The sequence below is a fragment of the Streptomyces sp. NPDC087906 genome (genome assembly GCF_055584925.1).
In genome coordinates this window covers 1-22,021 of sequence record NZ_JBVJLC010000013.1, presented here as the reverse complement: position 1 = coordinate 22,021, position 22,021 = coordinate 1, and the positions used below count along the sequence as shown (strand labels likewise).

General features: G+C 68.8%; 17 protein-coding genes. 8 read left to right on the top strand and 9 right to left on the bottom strand.

What is annotated here, in order from left to right; all coding sequences use genetic code 11:
* Positions 1-77 precede the first annotated feature (77 nt).
* The 3 genes from ACZ63I_RS29450 to arc form a co-directional block, all read right to left on the bottom strand.
* The gene (locus ACZ63I_RS29450; protein WP_469342228.1) at positions 78-296 is read right to left on the bottom strand and encodes a ubiquitin-like protein Pup; all 219 of its coding nucleotides are present in this window, start codon (positions 294-296) and stop codon (positions 78-80) included.
* Positions 297-431: 135 nt separating this feature from the next.
* Positions 432-1,943, bottom strand: a complete 1,512-nt coding sequence (gene dop / locus ACZ63I_RS29445; protein ID WP_469342227.1) for a depupylase/deamidase Dop — start codon at positions 1,941-1,943, stop codon at positions 432-434.
* Positions 1,944-2,178: 235 nt separating this feature from the next.
* Positions 2,179-3,945, bottom strand: a complete 1,767-nt coding sequence (arc, locus tag ACZ63I_RS29440) for a proteasome ATPase (protein WP_041996798.1) — start codon at positions 3,943-3,945, stop codon at positions 2,179-2,181.
* A gap of 253 nt (positions 3,946-4,198) precedes the next feature.
* Here arc and ACZ63I_RS29435 point away from each other — a divergent pair, with 253 nt between their 5' ends.
* Positions 4,199-4,519 (top strand): ferredoxin, encoded by a 321-nt coding sequence (locus ACZ63I_RS29435; RefSeq protein WP_469342226.1) that lies wholly within the window; start codon positions 4,199-4,201, stop codon positions 4,517-4,519.
* Positions 4,520-4,538: 19 nt separating this feature from the next.
* Here ACZ63I_RS29435 and ACZ63I_RS29430 read toward each other — a convergent pair whose 3' ends face one another.
* From ACZ63I_RS29430 to ACZ63I_RS29420, 3 genes are all read right to left on the bottom strand, one after another.
* The gene (locus ACZ63I_RS29430) at positions 4,539-5,141 is read right to left on the bottom strand and encodes a hypothetical protein (RefSeq protein WP_469342224.1); all 603 of its coding nucleotides are present in this window, start codon (positions 5,139-5,141) and stop codon (positions 4,539-4,541) included.
* Between the two features lie 189 nt (positions 5,142-5,330).
* Positions 5,331-6,227, bottom strand: coding sequence for a tRNA (adenine-N1)-methyltransferase (locus ACZ63I_RS29425; RefSeq protein WP_469342223.1), 897 nt, complete (start codon positions 6,225-6,227; stop codon positions 5,331-5,333).
* A gap of 42 nt (positions 6,228-6,269) precedes the next feature.
* A complete protein-coding gene (locus ACZ63I_RS29420; RefSeq protein ID WP_469342221.1) occupies positions 6,270-7,526 on the bottom strand; it encodes a site-2 protease family protein in 1,257 nt (418 codons plus the stop codon).
* Between the two features lie 134 nt (positions 7,527-7,660).
* Here ACZ63I_RS29420 and ACZ63I_RS29415 point away from each other — a divergent pair, with 134 nt between their 5' ends.
* Together ACZ63I_RS29415 and ACZ63I_RS29410 are read left to right on the top strand one after the other, a co-directional pair.
* On the top strand, positions 7,661-8,521 hold the full coding sequence (locus tag ACZ63I_RS29415; protein ID WP_469342220.1) for a RecB family exonuclease: 861 nt from the start codon (positions 7,661-7,663) through the stop codon (positions 8,519-8,521).
* Between the two features lie 75 nt (positions 8,522-8,596).
* Positions 8,597-9,268: a response regulator gene (locus ACZ63I_RS29410; protein WP_041991370.1), complete on the top strand. Its 672-nt coding sequence runs from the start codon at positions 8,597-8,599 to the stop codon at positions 9,266-9,268.
* A 119-nt stretch (positions 9,269-9,387) separates the two neighbouring features.
* Here the strand turns inward: ACZ63I_RS29410 and ACZ63I_RS29405 are convergent, their stop codons facing one another.
* The 3 genes from ACZ63I_RS29405 to metH form a co-directional block, all read right to left on the bottom strand.
* Positions 9,388-10,989, bottom strand: a complete 1,602-nt coding sequence (locus ACZ63I_RS29405; protein WP_469342219.1) for an ABC transporter substrate-binding protein — start codon at positions 10,987-10,989, stop codon at positions 9,388-9,390.
* A gap of 498 nt (positions 10,990-11,487) precedes the next feature.
* Positions 11,488-12,189, bottom strand: a complete 702-nt coding sequence (locus tag ACZ63I_RS29400; RefSeq protein ID WP_469342217.1) for an HAD family hydrolase — start codon at positions 12,187-12,189, stop codon at positions 11,488-11,490.
* A 148-nt stretch (positions 12,190-12,337) separates the two neighbouring features.
* Positions 12,338-15,856, bottom strand: a complete 3,519-nt coding sequence (metH, locus tag ACZ63I_RS29395) for a methionine synthase (protein ID WP_469342215.1) — start codon at positions 15,854-15,856, stop codon at positions 12,338-12,340.
* 201 nt (positions 15,857-16,057) lie between these two features.
* Between metH and ACZ63I_RS29390 the strand changes: the two genes are divergently transcribed.
* From ACZ63I_RS29390 to ACZ63I_RS29370, 5 genes are all read left to right on the top strand, one after another.
* A complete protein-coding gene (locus ACZ63I_RS29390) occupies positions 16,058-16,822 on the top strand; it encodes an IclR family transcriptional regulator (protein WP_469342214.1) in 765 nt (254 codons plus the stop codon).
* A 226-nt stretch (positions 16,823-17,048) separates the two neighbouring features.
* A complete protein-coding gene (locus ACZ63I_RS29385) occupies positions 17,049-17,840 on the top strand; it encodes an MIP/aquaporin family protein (protein WP_469342213.1) in 792 nt (263 codons plus the stop codon).
* Between the two features lie 49 nt (positions 17,841-17,889).
* Positions 17,890-19,434, top strand: coding sequence for a glycerol kinase GlpK (gene glpK, locus ACZ63I_RS29380; RefSeq protein ID WP_469342212.1), 1,545 nt, complete (start codon positions 17,890-17,892; stop codon positions 19,432-19,434).
* Positions 19,435-19,478: 44 nt separating this feature from the next.
* Positions 19,479-21,089 (top strand): glycerol-3-phosphate dehydrogenase/oxidase, encoded by a 1,611-nt coding sequence (locus tag ACZ63I_RS29375; protein ID WP_469342211.1) that lies wholly within the window; start codon positions 19,479-19,481, stop codon positions 21,087-21,089.
* 113 nt (positions 21,090-21,202) lie between these two features.
* Positions 21,203-21,874 carry a FadR/GntR family transcriptional regulator gene (locus ACZ63I_RS29370; RefSeq protein ID WP_469342210.1) on the top strand — a complete coding sequence of 224 codons (672 nt, stop codon included), beginning with the start codon at positions 21,203-21,205 and terminating at the stop codon, positions 21,872-21,874.
* The last annotated feature ends 147 nt before the right edge of the window (positions 21,875-22,021 follow it).

The window sequence follows — 22,021 nt, the reverse complement described above, 5'->3', positions numbered from 1 at the left end:
ACCTTACCCGCGCCGTGGCCGGTCATCCGCCCCGGTGCGACCGGCTTTCGCCGGTGGCGCCGGGACGGCGACGCAGGTTACTGCCCGCCCTTTTGCACGAACGAGCGCACGAAGTCCTCGGCGTTCTCTTCGAGCACATCGTCGATCTCGTCGAGAACGGAGTCCACGTCGTCCGACAGCTTCTCCTGACGCTCCTTGAGGTCCTCGGAGCCCTGCGCTTCCTGCGTCTGCTCCTCGACGTCCTCCGTGGAACGCGTCGCCTTCTGCTGTCCGCCGCCGGTGTCCTTGGTCGCCATATCCCTCACCCCGCTCGGTTCGCCCCGCTCGATGTGACCTTCAAGATCAGACCCTACAAGCAGGGTCCGACATCGGCCCCGCACTTTCGTACAACGTCCGGGGCCCACCCCCATGATTCCCGTCCGGGGACCATTTCAGCCTCCGGACAGCACCCGGACCAGGTCTTCCGCCGTACGGCACCGGTCAAGCAGCTCTTTCACGTGGTTGCGTGTACCGCGCAGCGGTTCCAGGGTGGGCACGCGCTGCAACGAGTCGCGGCCCGGCAGGTCGAAGATGACCGAGTCCCAGGAGGCGGCGGCCACGTCCTCCGCGTACTGCTCAAGGCAGCGGCCCCGGAAATAGGCCCTGGTGTCCTCCGGAGGCTTCGTCCTGGCCCGTTCCACGTCCTGGTCGTCCAGCAGCCTGGTCATCTTGCCGCGGGCCACCAGGCGGTTGTAGAGGCCCTTCTCGGGGCGTACGTCCGCGTACTGGAGGTCCACCAGGTGGAGCCGGGCCGCGTCCCAGTCGAGACCGTCCCTGCGGCGGTATCCCTCCAGTATTTCCCGCTTGGTGATCCAGTCCAGCTCGCCCGACAGGCTCATCGGGTCGTTCTCCAGCCGGTTGAGGGTGTCCTCCCAGCGGCCGAGCACATCCTGGGTCTGCTCGTCGGCGTCGGAGCCGTACCGCTCCTCGACATATTTTCTGGCCAGCTCGTAGTACTCCATCTGGAGCTGTACGGCGGTCAGGGTGCGCCCGCTGCGCAGCGTGACCAGCCGCTTGAGCGTCGGGTCGTGGGAGACCTGGTGCAGGGTGCGGACCGGCTGGTCGACGGCCAGGTCGACGTTGATGAAGCCGTCCTCGATCATGGCGAGGACCAGCGAGGTCGTACCGAGCTTGAGGTACGTGGAGATCTCCGACAGGTTCGCGTCCCCGATGATGACGTGCAGCCTGCGGTACTTCTCCGCGTCCGAGTGCGGTTCGTCGCGGGTGTTGATGATGGGCCGTTTGAGGGTGGTCTCCAGGCCGACCTCGACCTCGAAGTAGTCGGCGCGCTGGCTGATCTGGAAGCCGTGCTCATGGCCGTCCTGGCCGATGCCGACCCGGCCGGCGCCGGTGACGACCTGGCGGGAGACGAAGAACGGCGTCAGATGGCGCACGATGTCCGAGAACGGGGTCTCCCGGCGCATGAGGTAGTTCTCGTGCGTGCCGTAGGAGGCGCCCTTGTTGTCGGTGTTGTTCTTGTACAGATGGATGGGCTGGGCGCCGGGGATCTGCGCGGCCCGCTCGGCCGCCTCGGCCATGATCCGCTCGCCGGCCTTGTCCCACAGGACCGCGTCGCGCGGGTTGGTGATCTCCGGTGAGCTGTACTCCGGATGGGCGTGGTCGACGTAGAGCCGGGCGCCGTTCGTGAGGATCACATTGGCCAGGCCGATGTCCTCGTCGGTGAGCTGGCTGGAGTCGGCCGTCTCCCTGGCGAGGTCGAAGCCCCGCGCGTCCCGCAGCGGGTTCTCCTCCTCGAAATCCCACCGGGCGCGCCGGGCCCGCATCATCGCCGCCGCGTAGGCGTTCACGATCTGGGACGAGGTGAGCATGGCATTGGCGTTCGGGTGACCCGGAACGGAGATGCCGTACTCCGTCTCGATGCCCATTACTCGCCGTACAGTCATGCGGCCCTCCTTGCCCGGCACCGCTCCCCTTCGGGAAAGGTGCTCAAGTACCGCTGTCGCTCCGGTGCGTGTGCGGTGCCCTTCCCCGCACTGCGCGACCCGGCGGTACCGACGAGCCTAGAACGCCATGGCGCTTGTGGGGAGATCATTTTCGTCATTGGCCTGGTGTGGTGGAAGGTACGGGAAAAGCAGCGGCTGCGGATGTCCTTCCGGACATCCGCAGCCGGTGTGCGTTTTACAGGTACTGACCGGTGTTTGCCACCGTGTCGATGGAGCGTCCGGTGTCCGCGCCCTGTTTTCCGGTGACGAGCGTACGGATGAACACGATCCGCTCGCCCTTCTTTCCGGAGATGCGGGCCCAGTCGTCGGGGTTGGTGGTGTTCGGCAGGTCCTCGTTCTCCTTGAACTCGTCCACGCAAGCCTGGAGGAGGTGGGAGACCCTGAGACCTTTCTGGTTCTGGTCGAGGAAGTCCTTGATGGCCATTTTCTTGGCCCGGTCCACGATGTTCTGAATCATGGCGCCGGAGTTGAAGTCCTTGAAATAGAGGACTTCCTTGTCGCCGTTGGCGTACGTGACCTCGAGGAAGCGGTTCTCCTCGGACTCCGTGTACATCCGCTCCACGACGGTCTGGATCATGCCCTGGACCGCGTCCTCGCGGGAGTCCCTGTGCTCGGACAGGTCGTCCGTGTGCAGGGGCAGCGAGGAGCGCAGGTACTTGGCGAAGATGTCCTTGGCCGCCTCGGCGTCGGGACGCTCGATCTTGATCTTCACATCGAGCCGGCCGGGGCGCAGGATCGCCGGGTCGATCATGTCCTCGCGGTTGGAGGCGCCGATCACGATGACGTTCTCCAGGCCCTCCACACCGTCGATCTCGGCGAGCAACTGCGGGACGATGGTGTTCTCCACGTCCGAGCTGACACCGGATCCGCGGGTGCGGAAGAGGGATTCCATCTCGTCGAAGAAGACGATGACGGGGGTGCCCTCGCTGGCCTTCTCACGGGCGCGCTGGAAGACCAGGCGGATGTGCCGCTCGGTCTCGCCCACGTACTTGTTGAGGAGCTCAGGACCCTTGATATTGAGGAAGTAACTCTTGCCGGCCGGGCGCCCTGTCACCTCGGCGACCTTCTTGGCGAGCGAGTTCGCCACGGCCTTGGCGATGAGTGTCTTGCCGCAGCCGGGGGGCCCGTAGAGCAGGATGCCCTTCGGCGGCCGCAGCTCGTGCTCCTTGAAGAGGTCGGGGTAGAGGTACGGAAGCTCGACCGCGTCGCGGATCATCTCGATCTGGCCGCCCAGACCGCCGATCTTGTCGTAGTCGACGTCCGGGACCTCTTCGAGGACGAGCTCTTCGACCTCGCTCTTGGGAATGACCTCGTAGACGTAACCGGAGCGCGGTTCGAGCAGCAGGGCGTCGCCGGGCCGGATGGTGATGTCCAGCAGCGGTTCCGCCAGCCGCACCACCCGCTCCTCGTCGGTGTGCCCGACGACCAGCGCGCGCTCGCCGTCCTCAAGGATCTCCTTGAGGGTGACGATGTCGCCGGCCCGCTCGAACGTCATGGCCTCGACCACGTTGGTCGCCTCGTTGAGCATGACCTCCTGGCCACGCCTGAGCTCTTCGAGCTCCACGCTGGGGCTGACGTTCACCCGGAGCTTGCGGCCCCCGGTGAAGATGTCGGCCGTACCGTCCTCGTTCGCCTGCAGGAAGACGCCGAAGCCGGCCGGCGGCTGTGCCAGCCTGTCGACCTCTTCCTTGAGGGCCACGATCTGGTCGCGGGCCTCACGCAGCGTGTTGGCGAGCCGCTCGTTCTGCGCGGACACACCCGCCAGATTGGTCTGCAGCTCGACAATCCGCTCTTCGAGAATCCTCGTGTGCCGCGGAGAGTCGGCGAGCTTGCGTCGCAGGACGGCGATTTCCTGCTCAAGATAGGCGACCTGGCCGGCGGGGTCTTCAGACCCCCGACCGGGCCGGGTGCCGCGGTTGATGTCGTCGTCGTGTGCTGCCACGGTCCTCACCTCCTCCAAGGGGAGCTGGACGCTTCCTGACCCTACCTGGGCCGGTGATGATTGAAACCCCTAGATCACAAAGACTGTCGGGGTGTGTCCGATCTTCACCCTTGCGCTCGCCCTCACGGGAGGGGAATACCCACCGAACAACATCGGAAAGCCGCCGGTTGTATCGTCGAAGTGTTCAACACCCGTCAGGGCTGGCGCGACTTACCCCATATTGCACCACCCGGAGCGGCAAACGGCAGGAGACATGATCGTGCAGCAGGAGGCTCCCACCGAAGGTGCCACTGAGACCCAGGATCCGCTGGAGGTGTGGATCGACCAGGATCTGTGCACCGGTGACGGGATCTGTGCCCAGTACGCGCCCGAGGTCTTCGAGCTCGACATCGACGGCCTGGCCTATGTGAAGAGCCCGGATGACGAGCTGTTGCAGGCCCCGGGCGCCACCACCCGGGTGCCGCTGCCGCTGCTGCGCGACGTGGTGGACTCGGCCAAGGAGTGTCCGGGCGACTGCATCCACGTCCGGCGGGTTTCGGACAGCGTCGAGGTGTACGGCCCGGACGCGGTCTGAGCCGGGGCGCGGCCCGCCGTCAGACGCTTTTGGCGGTGGGCTGTTCGCTGCGGACGAACGCGCCGCCGCGCCACTTCCAGGAGACCCGCTCCTGGATGTCGGGGCAGCAGCTCGGGACAGTCGGGTCCGAGTAGCCCAGCAGTGTGGCGAGGACGGCGCCGCCGGTTATCGCGAAGCCGGTGCCGACGCTCTGCTTGGCCTTCGGGTCCAGCAGGGTCGCCACTATGCGGGGCGTGGCCGCCGTCGCGCCCTTGGTCAGTACGTAGACCCCGCTCGGCGGGGTGCCGGAGCCCGAGTCGCAGCGCACGACCGCCACGGTCTCCGGGGAGCCGTCGCCGTCCAGATCGCCGGACGCCTTTTTCGTGACGACCGTCCCTGCGGCGCCACAGTCCAGCGGGAAGTGGACGGCGGCCGGGTCGGGTGCGGGCAGCGCCGCGTGGTTCGGTGCGCTCTGCGCGCGTACCTGTCCCTGCCCCTGGTGAGTTGTCTGCGACGCGGTGGCCGGGCCCGGCTGGAGGAGTCCCGCGACGGCCACGACACCGGCCATCGCGGTCGCCGTGGCGAGCCAGTGCATGGCGGCGGGCCGGGTGTGAGCGAGGTCCGCAGCGTCGGAGATCTGCACGCGGAGTGTCTCCTGAGAGGGGCCGTGCTGGAGAAGAAACCAACGGTGTGAGGGAGACAGCATCGTGCCACACGTCACAGCGGCGCGGAACAGCGGGGGGCGAAACTCCGGCGGGCTTCGCGGCCAACATGACGGCGCCGCCGCCGAGTTCCGCGGGCTGGTCGGGAACTCGGCGGCGGCGGTGTCCTGTTAGTGGGAGTTGCTGCTGCCCGGACCTTCGTAGTCGTCTCCGTACGAGCCCTTGGAGGGCCGGCGGCGGCGCAGCGGGGGCTCGACGCCGTCGGCGAGGCGGCGCGCCGTGACCAGGAAGCCGGTGTGGCCGATCATCCGGTGGTCGGGGCGTACGGCGAGGCCCTCGACGTGCCAGTTGCGGATCATCGACTCCCAGGCGGCCGGCTCGTTGAACGTGCCGAACTCCCTGATCGTCTCGACGGTGCGGGCGAGCTGGGTGGTCGTCGCGACGTACGCGCAGAGGATGCCGCCGGGCACGAGCGCCTTGGAGACGGCCTCGACGCACTCCCAGGGGGCGAGCATGTCCAGGACGACCCGGTCCACGTCCGTGTCGGACAGGTTGTCCTGGAGGTCGCCGACCGTCAGGGTCCAGGCGGGGTGCGGTTCGCCGAAGTAGCGCTCCACGTTCTGCTGGGCGATGTCGGCGAAGTCCTGGCGGCGCTCGTAGGAGTGCAGCATGCCCTCGTCACCGATGACGCGCAGCAGGAAGCTGCTGAGCGACCCGGAGCCCACCCCGGCCTCGACGACGCGCGCGCCGGGGAAGATGTCGGCGAAGGCCAGGATCTGGCCCGCGTCCTTGGGGTAGACCACGGCGGCGCCGCGGGGCATGGACAGGACGTAGTCGGGGAGCAGGGGGCGCAGCGCGAGGTAGGCGACGTTTCCCGTGGTACGGACAACACTGCCCTCGGGAGCACCGATCAGCTCGTCGTGCGGGAAGGACCCTTTGTGGGTGTGGAAGTTCTTCCCGGCTTCGAGCGTGAAGGTGTGGTGGCGTCCCTTGGGGTCGGTGAGCTGGACCTGGTCCCCGACCTTGAAGGGCCCACGTCGGCGGGCGGCACCGGTCGGTTCGGACATGCGACCACACTAGCGGCTTTGTGCGGGGTCCCCTGACGCCGGTCAGTGCGGCTCGGGGCGGGCCATCGCCGCGACGAAGGCGCGCTCCACGTCGGCCGTGGACAGGACGCCGTAGATCTCGCCGGTCTCCTCCACGACCAGGTACTCGGTGGCGGGGGCTGCCCGCAGCCGGTCGAGCAGCGCCTCCCCCGCCAGTTCGGCGGGGACCCGCATGTCGTCGGTGAGGTCCTGCGAGAGGCCGCTGACGGCCACCCAGGGGCGGCGGTGCTGGGGGACGCCGACGATCGCCGCCTCGCGTACCAGGCCCGTCGGGTCGCCCTGCCCGTCCACGACCACGAGGGCGCGCGCACCGGCCTCGTTGGCCCGGCGCAGCGCCTCGGAGAGCGGGGTCTGGGGTTCGACGGGGACGGCGCGTCTGGTGAGCGTGCGGGCCTGGAGTTCCGGCAGGTGCTCGCGCAGCCGGGCCATCCGCAGGCTGTTGCCCGCTCCGGTCCAGATGATCGCGGCGAGGATCGCGGCGATCAAGGCGTCGGTGACCGTCTCGAATCCGCCGATGTCCCCCGCGGCGCTGCTGAAGCTGCCGCCGTGCGTGAACAGCGGCAGCCCGATGAGGCCGACGAGTACGACGACGGCCAGCGCCCGGCCGACCCAGGCGGCGGCCACGGTGCCGCTCATCGGCTTACCGGTGATCTTCCAGACGACGGCGCGCAGCATCCGGCCGCCGTCGAGCGGCAGTCCCGGCAGCAGGTTGAACACGGCCACGATGAGGTTGGAGACCATCAGTCCTGCGAGCAGGACGCCGGGGACGGTGTCGGCTTCCACGGTCAGCATGCCGAGGTAGAAGATCCCCGCGAGGACGAGTGAGAGCAGCGGTCCGACGAAGGCCAGGACGAACTCGCGGCCCGGGGTGTCGGACTCCTTCTCGATCTCCGAGACCCCGCCGAAGAACTGGAGCTGGATCCGTCGCACGGGGAGCTTGAAGCGCAGCGCGGCGACGGTGTGGGCCAGTTCGTGGACGAGTACGGAGGCGTAGAAGGCGACGGCGAAGAACAGCGAGACGAGATAGCGGGCGCCGCCGAGTCCCGGCAGGATCCGGTCGATCTGGCCGCCGAAGACCCAGGTGATCAGCGCGGCCACCAGGAACCAGCTCGGGGCGACGTAGACGGGCACGCCGAAGGGCCGGCCCATGAGGATGCCGCCGCCGGGATCCGCGGGCCTCGGCGGCTTCCGGCTCGGGGGCTTGCCCCCGGGGCCGGGCTCCGGCCGGCTGCTCTCGCCGCTCTCGTCGTCCTCTTTCACGGGTCCCCTTCGTCGGCGGCAGCGTCGCTATCTCGATCATGCAGTGCGAGAGGCTCTGTAGTCGATGGTATTCGGCGGGGTGCGGTCCGGCGGACATGCCCCTGCTGTCAGTGCCGGGCCTTAGGGTCTGCGTCATGACTACCAGCACGCCGCCCTCGTCGCTGTCGCCTTCGCGTGCGAGCGACTTCATGCAGTGCCCCTTGCTGTACCGCTTCCGGGTCATCGACAAGCTGCCCCAGAAGCCCAGTGAGGCGGCCACCCGCGGCACGCTGGTGCACGCGGTGCTTGAGCGGCTGTTCGACGATCCGGCGGCGGAGCGCACGGCGCCGCGGGCGCGGGCGATGGTGCCGGGCCAGTGGGACCGGCTGCTGGAGTCGAGACCCGAGCTGGCCGAGCTGTTCGCCGAGGACGCGGAGGGTGAGCGGCTGACCCGCTGGCTCGCCGAGGCCGAGGGGTTGGTGGAGCGGTGGTTCTCGCTGGAGGACCCGACCCGGCTGGAGCCGGCCGAGCGCGAGCTGTTCGTCGAGACGGAGCTGGCGTCGGGGCTGCGGCTGCGCGGGGTGATCGACCGGGTCGATGTGGCGCCCACCGGCGAGGTGCGGATCGTCGACTACAAGACGGGCAAGGCGCCCCGCCCCGAGTACGCGGAAGGGGCGCTGTTCCAGATGAAGTTCTACGCCCTGGTGATCTGGCGGCTGAAGGGCGTGGTGCCGCGCCGGCTCCAGTTGGTGTATCTGGGCAGCGGCGAGGTCATGACGTACGACCCGGCGGTGGCGGACCTGGAGCGGGTGGAGCGCAAGCTGCTGGCCCTGTGGGACGCGATCCGGGCCGCGACGGAGTCGGGAGACTGGCGGCCCCGGCCGACGAAGCTGTGCGGCTGGTGCGACCATCAGGCGCTCTGTCCGGAATTCGGCGGCACACCACCGGTTTATCCGCTGCCGGTGCCGGGGGCCGCCGCCGTACCGGAGCAGGAGACCGTGCGGGAGACGGCGTAGCGGCCGCGCGCCCGACGGAGTCCTGGCAGGGCCGTCAGGGCAGAATGGGGCCGGTCTAGTGAATGGGAGTTCCCTGTGACTGTCCGCGTCCTACTGGTCGATGACCAGCCGCTGCTGCGCACCGGCTTCCGGATGATCCTGGAGGCGGAGCAGGACATCGCGGTCGTCGGCGAGGCCGGGGACGGCCTCCAGGCCATCGACCAGGTCAGGGCGTTGCAGCCCGACGTGGTGCTGATGGACATCCGGATGCCCCGGATGGACGGCGTCGAGGCGACCCGCCAGATCACGGGCCCCGGCAGGGACGGCCCGGCGAAGGTGCTCGTGCTGACCACCTTCGACCTGGACGAGTACGTCGTGGAGGCGCTGCGCGCAGGGGCGAGCGGCTTCCTGCTGAAGGACGCGCCCGCCAACGAGCTGGTGCAGGCCATCAGGGTGGTCGCGGCGGGTGAGGCGATGCTGGCGCCGAGCATCACGCGCCGGCTGCTCGACAAGTACGCGGACCATCTGCCGTCCGGCGAGGATCCGGTGCCCGACACGCTGCACACCCTGACGGAGCGCGAGGTCGAGGTGCTGAAGCTGGTCGCGCGCGGCCTGTCGAACGCGGAGATCGCCGCGGACCTGTTCGTGAGCGAGACGACGGTCAAGACGCATGTGGGCCATGTGCTGACGAAGCTGAGCCTGCGCGACCGGGTGCAGGCAGCGGTGTACGCGTACGAGAGCGGTCTGGTGCGCCCCGGCGCGCAGTGAGCCGCCGCCGGGCCGCCGGGTGACCGGAGCGGACAGGCCGAAGGGCCGGCCGCGTGAGTGCGTCGCACTCGCGTGGCCGGCCCTTCGGTCCGCTGTACCGGTGCCGGGAGGCCCAGGGGTCAGGAGCTGCCCCGGCCCAGCTCCCAGAGGTTCACCTCGGCAGCCGAGTTGACGGCCCATTCGACGCCCGTGATGTCGTCGCGCGACGCCACGTACTGCTTGCCCTGCCAGAGCGGCAGGACCGGCACGTCCTGGGCGACGATGTCCTGGATCCGGCCGAAGGTGTCCGAAGCCTCGGCGCGGTTGGCCTCCTTGCGGGACTCCGGTATGAGCTGGTTCTGCGTCTCGGCGTTGACGTAGGGGCTGTTGAGGAAGTTGCCCTTGTCGAGGAACGGCGCGACGTAGTTGTCCGGGTCCGGGAAGTCGGGGAACCAGCCCATCCCGAAGACCTCGTACTTGCGGGCGACCTCGGCCGGGCGGAAGGCCGACCACTCGGTGCCCTTGATCTGGACCTTGAAGAGCCCGGTCGCGTTGAGCTGGCTCTGCAGGGTCTGGAATTCCTTCTTCGTGGCGGGACCGTAGTGGTCGGTCGTGTAGTTCAGGGTGAACTGGACCGGGGTCTTGACGCCCGCGTTCCGCAGCACGTCCTGCGCCTTGGACAGCGACGGGTCGCCGTACTGGTTGAAGAAGGAGTTGGTGTGGCCGCTGATGCCCGAGGGGATCAGCGAGTAGAGCGACTCGGCCGTCGTGCCGTACACGTCGTTGACGAGCTTGTTGCGGTCGATGCTGTAGGCGACGGCCTGGCGGACCGCCTTGTCCTTCACCGCGGGCGCGGCCGTGTTGAAGGCCAGGTAGCGGATTTCCAGACCCGGCATCTCCGTGAGGTCGATGTCGTCCGTGGGGTGCTCGGTCATCTGCTTGATCTGCTCGGGCGACATGGTGCGGAGCATGACCCCGATGTCGCCCTTGTCGAGCGCCTTGCCCATGGTGTCGGGATCGTCGAAGGTGATCCGCTCGACCTTGTTGTTGTTCACCTTGAGAGCACCCTTGTATTTGGGGTTCTTGGTGAACACGATCTTCGTGACCTTGTCGTTCTTGACCTCGGCCTTGAGCGTGTAAGGGCCGGATCCGTCGACGTCGAAGCCCTTGCGGACCTTCTTGGCCTCGTACTGCTTGGGGTTGACCACACCGGCGATGGGGGTCGCGAGCTTGTAGGGGAACGTCGCGTCGGACGTCTTGAGGTGGAAGATCACCTCGCGGTCGCCGTTGGTGTCGATCGCGTCGATGTTGTTCAGCAGACCGGCGGCGCCGTTGGGGTCGTTGATGTCGACGACCCGCTCGATGGAGAACTTCACATCGTCGGCCGTGACCGGGTCGCCGTTGCTGAAGGTGAGGCCCTCGCGCAGCGTGCAGCGGTAGCTCTCGTCCTCGTTGTCGGTGAAGGCGCACTTGGACGCGGCCTCGGGCACCGGCACACCGCCGCCGCGCGGCACGGCCATCAAGGTCTGGAGGGTCTGCCGGATGACGTTCCACGTCGAAGTGTCGTACGTGGAGGCGGGATCCAGCGGAGCCGGCACTTCCTTCGTGGCGACGACCTGGTCCGTGGTGCCCACGACAATGGCCGCGTCACCGCCCGAACCGCCCTCCGCACCACCGCAACCGGCCAGCACGGGCGCGAGCAGACCGGCAACGGCCGTCAACACCAAGGTCTTGCGGTTCATCCTGGACGTACTCCTCATGCGGCACTGGGATACAGCGGTGTGAAGGAGACTCCGCCGTGCCACCCGTTCGGGGCTGCGCGTTCGGGCCGGGATGCAGGGTGATCGGTCCCGTGTTCACGGCGACTTGGTGGACCGTCGGGACACGTCGGTGAGGCGGCGAAGTACTCGGCACGAGATTAGTCGGCGGTGCGAGGAATGCAGGACCGGGTGCGAACAGCGGCGTAAACGCTAAGTGATCACTACCGACCGGGGTGCAATTTCCTGGTGCCGTCATGTTTCGTACACCGCTTCACCAATCGGGACACATGGGCACGGCGAAACACCCTCCGCACCACCCGAAGCAGGCTCTTTCGCCACCTGTCGACGCCATGGCGCGTGATAAAGGTCACTCGCACCGTGCCGAGGCCGCACTGAATAGCGGTCCGGCAATGTCACGGAAAATACACGGGCCAATGCGATGAGTCTCCGAATGCAAATTGCAGACTCGCGCCGTGCGGATCAGCGCCTCGGAGTCATCAGTCCGCGCAGGAATACCAGATCGACTTCTTCCAGCGATCCGACGATCGTGCGCCCTTCGGCGGGCGCGATGGGCGCGACGGACGGTACGACGACGACCTGGCAGCCCGCCGCCTCGGCAGCGGCGACGCCGGTCGCCGTGTCCTCGACGACGGCGCAGCGGGCGGGGTCGGCCCCGAGGCCGCGCGCGGCGATCAGATAGGGGTCGGGGTGCGGCTTCGTACGGGCCACGTCGTCGCCGGCGACGGTCAGCGCGAAGTTGTCGGGGCCCAGCGAGACCAGCACCCGGTCGACGATGCGCCGGTGCGAGGCGGAGACCAGGGCGGTGGGCACCTGGTGGGCCGACAGCTCGGCCAGCAGCCGTGCGGCGCCGGGCATCAGCGGTACGCCGAGCCCGATGCGCCGCTCGAAGGTCTCGTTGAGCAGCACGGTCAGTTCGGGCAGCGTGACCGGGGCGCCGGTGGCCTCGATCAGGAAGCCGGCGCTGCGGGTCATGGGTCCGCCGACCACCACTTCGCGCCAGGACTCGTCGAGGGTGTGTCCGAGGCCCTTGAAGACCTCCACCTCCGCGTCCCACCAGAAGCCCTCGCTGTCGACCAGGGTGCCGTCCATGTCGAGGAGGACAGCCTGCAGGGAGGACCCTTCGGCCGTACGGGTCAGGGACGCGGGGACCGTACTGGTCATCCGGCACACCTCCAAGAGGGACGAGAAGGCCGGTCGCCTTGTCCGCGGGGTGTCCCGCCGGAACAGGCGACCGGCCTGCGCTGGGCCGACCAGTGTACGACTTGTCCGGTTGTCGCGCTCAGCGATTACCGGGTGCTCGGACCGATGTTCACCGGGCGTTGAAGTAGGTGGCGTCCGGGTGGTGGATGACGATGGCGTCGGTGGACTGCTCCGGGTGGAGCTGGAACTCCTCGGAGAGCTGGACGCCGATCCGCTCGGGTTCCAGCAGCTCGGCGATCTTGGCCCGGTCCTCCAGGTTGGGGCAGGCCCCATAGCCGAGCGAGAAGCGCGCGCCGCGGTACTTCAGCGCGAACATGTCCTCGACCTCGGACGGGTCCTCGCCCGCGAAGCCCAGCTCGGAGCGGACCCTGGCGTGCCAGTACTCGGCGAGGGCCTCGGCGAGCTGGACGGAGAGCCCGTGCAGCTCCAGGTAGTCGCGGTAGGCGTTGCGTTCGAAGAGTTCGGCGGTCGTGCCGCCGATCTTCGAGCCGACGGTGACGATCTGCAGCCCGACGACGTCCGTCTCGCCGGACTCCTCGGGGCGGAAGTAGTCGGCGAGGCAGAGCCGGCGCCCGCGCCGCTGGCGGGGGAAGGTGAAGCGGGTGCGCTCGGAGCCGTCCTCACCAAGCAGGATCAGGTCCTCGCCCTTGGACACGCAGGGGAAGTAGCCGTAGACGACGGCGGCTTCCAGCATGTTCTCGGTGTGCAGCCGCTCCAGCCAGCCGCGCAGATGCGGCCGGCCCTCGGTCTCGACCAGTTCCTCGTAGCTGGGTCCTCCGCCGGTACGGGCCTCCTTGAGGCCCCACTGGCCCTTGAACAGCGCGCCTTCGTCCAGCCAGGACGCGTACTCCTTGAGCTGGATGCCCTTGACGACGCGGGTGCCCCAGAACGGCGGTGTGGGTACGGGGTTGTCGACGGCGACGTCCGAGCGCCCGCCGCCCTCCTCGGGACGCTCCTCGACCACGGTGTTGGCGGTGGCCCTGACCCGGCGGGGCTTCAGCTCGGGCAGCGTGACGCCGGGGACGCCGCGCTTGACGCCGATCAGCGCGTCCATCAGCCGCAGGCCCTCGAACGCGTCGCGGGCGTAGCGGACTTCGCCCTCGTAGATCTCGTGCAGGTCCTGCTCGACATAGGCCCGGGTGAGCGCGGCGCCACCGAGGATGACGGGGAAGTCGGCCGCCATCTTGCGCTGGTTCAGCTCTTCCAGGTTCTCCTTCATGATCACGGTCGACTTCACCAGCAGACCCGACATGCCGATGACGTCCGCCTTGTGCTCCTCGGCGGCTTCCAGGATCGCGGAGACGGGCTGCTTGATGCCCAGATTGACCACGGTGTAGCCGTTGTTGGAGAGGATGATGTCCACGAGGTTCTTGCCGATGTCGTGGACGTCGCCGCGTACGGTCGCGAGCACGATGGTGCCCTTGCCGTCGTCGTCCGTCTTCTCCATGTGCGGTTCGAGATACGCGACCGCCGTCTTCATCACCTCGGCGGACTGGAGCACGAACGGCAACTGCATCTGGCCGGAGCCGAACAGCTCGCCGACGACCTTCATCCCGTTCAGCAGCGTGTCGTTGACGATCTCCAGCGCGGGGCGCTCCACCAGGGCGGCGGCGAGGTCGTCCTCCAGGCCGTTCTTCTCGCCGTCGATGATGCGCCGCTCCAGGCGCTCGTTGAGCGGCAGGGCGCGCAGCTCCTCGGCCCTGCCGTCCTTCATCGACTTGGTGTTGACGCCCTCGAACAGCTCCATGAGCTTCTGCAGGGGGTCGTAGCCTTCTTCGCGGCGGTCGTAGATCAGGTCGAGGGCGACCTTGACCTGCTCCTCCTCCAGCCGGGCGATGGGCAGGATCTTCGACGCGTGCACGATCGCCGAGTCGAGTCCGGCCTTGACGCACTCGTCGAGGAAGACGGAGTTGAGGACGATACGGGCGGCCGGGTTGAGGCCGAAGGAGATGTTGGACAGGCCCAGCGTGGTCTGGACGTCGGGGTGCCGCTCCTTGAGCCGGCGGATCGCCTCGATGGTGGCGATGCCGTCCTTGCGGGACTCCTCCTGGCCGGTGCAGATGGTGAAGGTCAGGGTGTCGATGAGGATGTCCGACTCGTGCACGCCGTAGGTGCCGGTCAGTTCGTCGATGAGCCGCTCGGCGATGGCGACCTTGTGCTCGGGGGTGCGGGCCTGGCCCTCCTCGTCGATGGTCAGCGCGATCAGCGCCGCGCCGTGCTCGACGGCCAGCTTGGTGACCTTGGTGAAGCGGGACTCGGGGCCGTCGCCGTCCTCGTAGTTGACGGAGTTGATGACGGCCCGGCCGCCCAGCTTCTCCAGGCCCGCCTGGAGGACGGGCAGCTCGGTGGAGTCCAGCACGAGGGGCAGGGTGGAGGCGGTGGCGAACCGGCCCGCCAGCTCGGCCATGTCGGCGACGCCGTCGCGGCCGACGTAGTCGACGCACAGGTCCAGCAGGTGCGCGCCCTCGCGGATCTGACCGCGTGCCATCTCGACGCAGTCGTCCCAGCGGCCGTCCAGCATGGCCTCGCGGAACTTCTTCGAGCCGTTGGCGTTGGTGCGCTCGCCGATGGCGAGGAAGGACGCGTCCTGGCGGAAGGGCACCGTCTGGTAGAGCGAGGCGGCGCCCGGCTCGGGGTGCGCCTCGCGCTCGGTGCGGGGCAGGTCGCGTACCCGCTCGACCACCTGGCGCAGGTGCTCGGGGGTGGTGCCGCAGCAGCCGCCGACCAGCGAGAGGCCGTACTCGCCGACGAAGTTCTCCTGGGCGTCGGCCAGCTCGGCGGGCTGCAACGGGTAGTGGGCGCCGTTCTTGCCGAGGACCGGCAGTCCCGCGTTGGGCATGCAGGAGAGCGGGATCCGGGAGTGCCGGGCCAGATAGCGCAGGTGCTCGCTCATCTCGGCGGGCCCGGTGGCGCAGTTCAGCCCGATCATGTCGATGCCCAGCGGCTCCAGGGCCGTCAGCGCGGCGCCGATCTCGGAGCCGAGCAGCATCGTGCCGGTCGTCTCGACCGTCACGGAGCAGATGATCGGGAGGTTGGCACCGGTGGCCTCCAGGGCGCGGCGCGCGCCGAGGACGGCGGCCTTCGTCTGGAGGAGGTCCTGGGTGGTCTCGACGAGCAGCGCGTCGGCGCCGCCGGCGATCATGCCTTCGGCGTTCTGCTGGTAGGCGTCGCGCAGCGCGGTGTACGGGGCGTGGCCCAGGGTGGGCAGCTTGGTGCCGGGGCCCATGGAGCCGAGCACCCAGCGCTGGCGGCCGCTGGAGGCGGTGAACTCGTCGGCCACCTCGCGGGCGATCCTGGCACCGGCCTCGGAGAGTTCGAAGACCCGCTCGGGGATGTCGTACTCCCCCAGCGCCGCGAAGTTCGCGCCGAAGGTGTTGGTCTCGACGCAGTCGACGCCGACCGCGAAGTACTCCTGGTGCACGGAGCGGACGATGTCCGGGCGTGTCACGTTCAGGATCTCGTTGCAGCCTTCGAGGTCCTGGAAGTCCTCAAGGGTGGGGTCCTGCGCCTGGAGCATCGTGCCCATCGCGCCGTCGGCCACCACCACGCGGGTGGCGAAGGCGTCGCGCAGGGCTTCGATGCGGGTACGGCTGTCAGTAGCGGGGGCTGGGGTTGGCGACGAGGCCATGTATGTACTCCCGGGTTGCGACGGCTGTCGGCTTTGCGCCTTCCCGGCGGAAGGGGCACCTCGCCAGGGTAGCCGGGCCTGCCTCGTTGCGGTCGGCCATTCCACCACGGCGGCCGGGGAGCGTCCCCGCTCGGCGGGGCGAAGGTCGGCATCGGCCGATAGTGTTCAGCATTGTCGAATCCCGTTTTGGAGGTCCGTCCCATGGCGAAGACGATCCAGTCGCTGGAGCGGGCGGCCGCGATCCTGCGGCTCCTCGCGGGCGGGGAGCGCAGGCTCGGCCTCTCCGACATCGCTTCCTCACTCGGTCTCGCCAAGGGCACCGCCCACGGCATCCTGCGCACGCTCCAGGCCGAGGGGTTCGTGGAGCAGGACGGCCCTTCGGGCAGATACCAGCTCGGCGCCGAGCTGCTGCGGCTCGGCAACAGCTATCTGGACGTCCACGAGCTGCGCTCGCGCGCCCTGGTCTGGACGGACGACCTGGCGAGGTCGTCCGGTGAGAGCGTCCATCTGGGCGTGGCGCACCTGGAGGGCGTGCTGATCGTCCACCATGTCTTCCGGCCCGACGACAGCCGGCAGGTGCTGGAAGTGGGGGCGATGCAGCCGCTGCACTCGACGGCGCTGGGCAAGGTGCTGTCGGCGTACGACCCGGTGGCCCGCAACGAGGCCGTACAGGGGGAGCGGACGGCGTTCACGGCGCGGACCGTCACCGGTCTGGCCGAGTTCGAGAAAATTCTCGAACTGACCCGGGCGCGCGGCTGGGCGTCGGACGTCGAGGAGACCTGGGACGGCGTGGCGGCGGTGGCCGCACCGGTCCACGACAGGCGCCGGATGCCGGTGGGAGCGATCGCCGTCACCGGTGCGGTCGAACGGATCTGCGCGTCGGGCGAGCCGCGTCCCGAGCTGATCGCGGCGGTCCGCGAATGCGCCCGGTCGGTGTCCCGGGATGTCGGCGCCGGGCGGTTTTGAGTGGTTTGCCGGATGATCTGACTTGAACAAGGTTTCGGCCCCGGAACCCTTGACCGCATCACGACCCGAGGATGAGACTGCCGTAAGACGGTCGGCATTGTCGAACGCTTTTCGGTGGACGAGCCAGCGGTCGTGACAACGCCAAGGGCCGAAATGCCCTCACCGAGGGCGCGGACCATCGGTACGAGCCGGAGGTTCGCCTTCCCCTGGACGAAGGAGTCTTCGGGTGTCCAATCTCGACATTTTCCTAGGCGAGACCGCCGGTACCGCCGCGCTTCTCCTGCTCGGTGGCGGTGTGGTCGCGGGCGTCGTACTCAGGCGGTCCAAGGCCTCCGGCGCGGGCTGGGTCGCGATCAGCCTCGGCTGGGGTTTCGCGGTCATGGTCGGCGCGTATCTCTCCGCCCCGAAATCGGCCGCGTCCCTGAACCCGGCGCTGACGATCGCGCTGGCCATCCAGGGCAGCATCAAGTGGGGCGACGTCCTTCTCTACATCGGCTCCGAGCTGCTCGGAGCGATGATCGGTGCCGTGCTGGTGTACCTGGCCTACCTGGGCCAGTTCTACGCCCATCTCCGCGACCCCGAGATCCTCGCGGCGCAGCCCGAGGTGGAGGGCCTGGTCGACCAGAAGACCGCGCCGAAGGCGGGTCCCGTGCTGGGTATCTTCTCCACGGGTCCTGAGGTGCGGAACTACTGGCAGAACGTGCTGACCGAGATCATCGCCACGTTCGTCCTGGTCATCGCGGTCCTGACGCAGGGTCTGAACCAGAAGGGCGACGGGCTCGGCCCCATCGGCATCCTGATCACCTCGTTCGTCGTGGTGGCCATCGGTCTCTCCCTCGGTGGACCGACCGGTTACGCCATCAACCCGGCCCGAGACCTCGGCCCGCGCATCATCCACTCGATCCTGCCGCTGCCCAACAAGGGCGGCTCCGACTGGACCTACGCATGGGTGCCGGTGATCGGGCCGTTCGCGGGCGCAGCCCTGGCGGCCGGCTTCTACCGGGCCTGCTTCATGTGACCGCCCGGCCGGCCTCCCCCACCATCCCGACGGACCAGGAGCAGACACCGTGAGTGACGACAACGCAACCTCCTCCCACGGAACCGGGCCGTTCATCGCGGCCATCGACCAGGGCACGACCTCCAGCCGCTGCATCGTCTTCGACGTGGACGGGCGCATCGTCGCCGTCGACCAGAAGGAGCACGAGCAGATATTCCCCAAGCCCGGCTGGGTGGAGCACGACGCCAAGGAGATCTGGACCAACGTCCAGGAAGTCGTGGCGAACGCCATCGAGAAGGCCGGCATCACCAAGGCCGACGTCCTGGCGATCGGGATCACCAACCAGCGCGAGACCACCATGCTCTGGGACAAGAACACCGGTGAGCCCGTGCACAACGCCATCGTCTGGCAGGACACCAGGACCAGCGGTCTGGTCAGGGAACTGGGCCGCAACGTCGGCCAGGACCGGTTCAGGCGCGACACCGGACTGCCGCTCGCGACCTACTTCGCCGGGCCGAAGGCGCGCTGGCTGCTCGACAACGTCGAGGGGCTGCGCGAGCGCGCGGAGAGCGGCGACATCCTCTTCGGCACCATGGACTCCTGGGTCATCTGGAACCTGACCGGCGGAGTCGACGGCGGCGTCCACGTCACCGACGTCACCAACGCGTCCCGCACGATGCTGATGCGCCTCGACACGCTCCAGTGGGACCCGAAGATCTGCAACTCCATCGGCGTCCCGACCGCGATGCTGCCGGAGATCCGCTCCTCGTCCGAGGTGTACGGCACGGCCAAGGGCGGCCCCCTGGACGGGATTCCGGTCGCCTCGGCGCTCGGTGACCAGCAGGCGGCCCTGTTCGGCCAGACCTGCTTCGCCGAGGGCGAGGCCAAGTCCACCTACGGCACCGGCACGTTCATGCTGATGAACACCGCCAACAAGCCGATCAACTCGTACAACGGCCTGCTGACCACGGTCGGTTACCGCATCGGCGACCAGCCCGCGGTGTACGCGCTGGAGGGCTCCATCGCCGTCACCGGCGCGCTGGTGCAGTGGATGCGCGACCAGATGGGCCTGATCAACTCGGCCCCCGAGATCGAGACCCTGGCCTCCTCCGTGGAGGACAACGGCGGCGCGTACTTCGTCCCCGCCTTCTCCGGTCTCTTCGCCCCGCACTGGGACTCGGGCGCCCGCGGGGTGATCGCCGGACTGACCGGCTACGTCACCAAGGCGCACATCGCGCGCGCCGTCCTGGAGGCCACGGCCTGGCAGACCCGCGAGATCAGCGACGCCATGACCAAGGACTCCAAGGTCGAGCTGACGTCCCTCAAGGTCGACGGCGGTATGACGGCGAACAATCTGCTGATGCAGACGCTGGCCAACGTCCTGGACGCGCCGGTGGTACGCCCGATGGTCGCCGAGACGACCTGTCTCGGCGCCGCCTACGCGGCCGGCCTCGCCGTGGGCTTCTGGCCCGACACCGACGCGCTGCGCGCCAACTGGCGCAGGGCCGCCGAGTGGACACCCGACATGGACGCGGCACGGCGCGACCACGAGTACAAGAACTGGCTCAAGGCGGTCGACCGCACCAAGGGCTGGCTCGACGAGGACGACGGCTGAACCGGAGAGCGTCCGACGCACCGCAAGGCTGACAAGGAGTAACGATGAGCACCCTGCAGAGCGGCCCCGCACTGGGGACGCACCCGGCTGGCGGTTCCCTTCCGAGCCGCGCCGAAACCCGGGAGCAACTGTCCAACGCGACGTACGACCTCCTGGTGATCGGCGGCGGCATCCTGGGCATCTCCACCGCCTGGCACGCCTCGCAGTCGGGACTGCGGGTGGCCCTCGTGGACGGCGGCGACTTCGCCGGCGCCACCTCGTCGGCCTCGTCCAAGCTCCTCCACGGCGGTCTGCGCTATCTGCAGACCGGCGCGGTGAAGCTGGTCGCGGAGAACCACTTCGAGCGGCGCGCCGTCTCCAACCAGGTCGCCCCCCACCTGGCCAACCCGCTGACCTTCTATCTGCCGGTCTACAAGGGCGGACCGCACAGCGCCGCCAAGCTCGGCGCCGGCGTCTTCGCCTACTCGGCGCTCTCCGCCTTCCGCGACGGGGTCGGGCATGTGATCAGCCCGGCCAAGGCGCGGCAGGCGGTGCCCGAGCTGCGTACCGACAACCTGCAGGCCGTCGCCGTCTACGGCGACGACCAGATGAACGACGCGCGCATGGCGATCATGACGGTGCGCGCCGCCGTCGAGTCGGGCGCCGCCGTGCTCAACCACGCCGAGGTGACCGGGCTGCGGTTCTCCGGCGGCCGGGTGACCGGCGCCGATCTGCGGGACCGGATGGACGGTACGGAGTTCGGCGTCAACGCCCGGCTGGTGCTCAACGCGACCGGGCCGTGGGTGGACCACCTGCGGAAGATGGAGGACCCGAACTCCGAGCCCTCCATCCGGCTCTCCAAGGGCGCGCACCTCGTGCTCAAGCGCAGCGCGCCGTGGAACGCGGCGCTCGCGACACCGATCGACAAGTACCGCATCACCTTCGCGCTGCCCTGGGAGGGCATGCTGCTGCTCGGCACCACCGACGAGGAGTACGAGGGCGACCCGGCGGACGTCGCGGTCAACGAGAAGGACATCCACCAGATCCTGGACGAGGCGTCGCTCTCGGTACGCGACCAGCAGTTGTCCCGCGATCTGATGACGTACTCGTTCGCGGGGCTGCGGGTGCTGCCCGGCGGTCCCGGCGACACGTCCAAGGCGAAGCGCGAGACGGTCGTGACCGAGGGCAGCGGCGGCATGCTGTCGGTCGCGGGCGGCAAGTGGACCACGTTCCGCCATATCGGCCGTACGGTCCTGACCAAGCTGGAGACCCTGCCGGGGCGCCCGCTCGGTTCGGACGTGGAGCCGGTGGCGCGGCTGCCGAAGAAGTTCCCGCTGCCCGGCATCTCGAACCCGCACGCCGTGGCCCACCGGCTGATGATCGACGGCGGCGGTCCCGGGCCAGGCATGGCGCCGGACACCGCGCACCATCTGGCGACGCACTACGGCTCGCTCGCCTTCGACCTGGTACGCCTCGCCTACGAGCACCCCGAGCTGGGCGAGCGGATCCACCCGGAGGCGCCCGAGATCTGGGCGCAGGTGGTGTACGCGCGGGACCACGAGTGGGCGGAGACGGCGGACGACGTGCTGCGCCGCCGTACGACACTGACCATCCGCGGCCTGGCCACGGACGAGATCCGCGCCCGCGTGGAGGAGCTGCTGGCCCGGCGCGGCTGACGCGGTGCGGCCGGCCGATCGGTGCGACGGACAGGTACCTCCGGGGTACCGCCCCGCTTTCGCGTTCTTGGACGCATAATGGGGGCGATACATCGGATGTCTGGAGGTCGCCCGTGGCTGTCACCGACGAGGCCATAGAGAAGATCAAGGGAATGATCGTCTCGGGCGCACTGCGCCCGGGCGACCGCCTGCCCAAGGAAAGTGAACTCGCCGCCGATCTGGGGCTTTCGCGCAACTCGCTGCGGGAGGCGGTACGCGCCCTGTCGCTCATGCACATCCTCGATGTGCGGCAGGGCGACGGCACGTATGTCACCAGCCTCGAACCGCAGTTGCTGCTGGAGGCGCTGAGCTTCGTGGTGGACTTCCACCGCGACGACACGGTGCTGGAGTTCCTCGCGGTGCGCCGCATCCTGGAGCCGGCGGCCACCGCGATGGCGAGCGCCCGGGTCACGGATGAGGAACTCGCCCGCCTCGACGCGCAGTTGGACGCGCTGGGGCCGCAGCCCTCGGTGGAGGAGCTGGTGGCGTCCGATCTGGAGTTCCACCGCGGGATCGTGCAGGCGTCGGGGAACTCGGTGCTCTGCTCGCTGCTCGACGGGCTCTCGGGACCCACCACCCGGGCCCGGATATGGCGCGGCCTGACCCAGGAGGACGCGGTCAGCCGCACGCTGCACGAGCACCGCGCGATCCTCGCGGCGCTGCGCGACAGGGACGCAGAGGCGGCGCGATCCTGGGCGACGGTGCATATCGCCAGCGTGGAGATGTGGCTGCGTTCGGCGCTCTGAGCCGCTGACGGAAACCGGGCGGGGGGGGGGGGGGGGGCGCCCCCCCCCCCCCCCCCCCAACCCGCTTAGAGTTTTTAAACCCGGGGGGCACCGCCGAATTGACCAGGCCCCAATATTTTAGCGGCCCTGAGGTCAAGGGTAGACAAC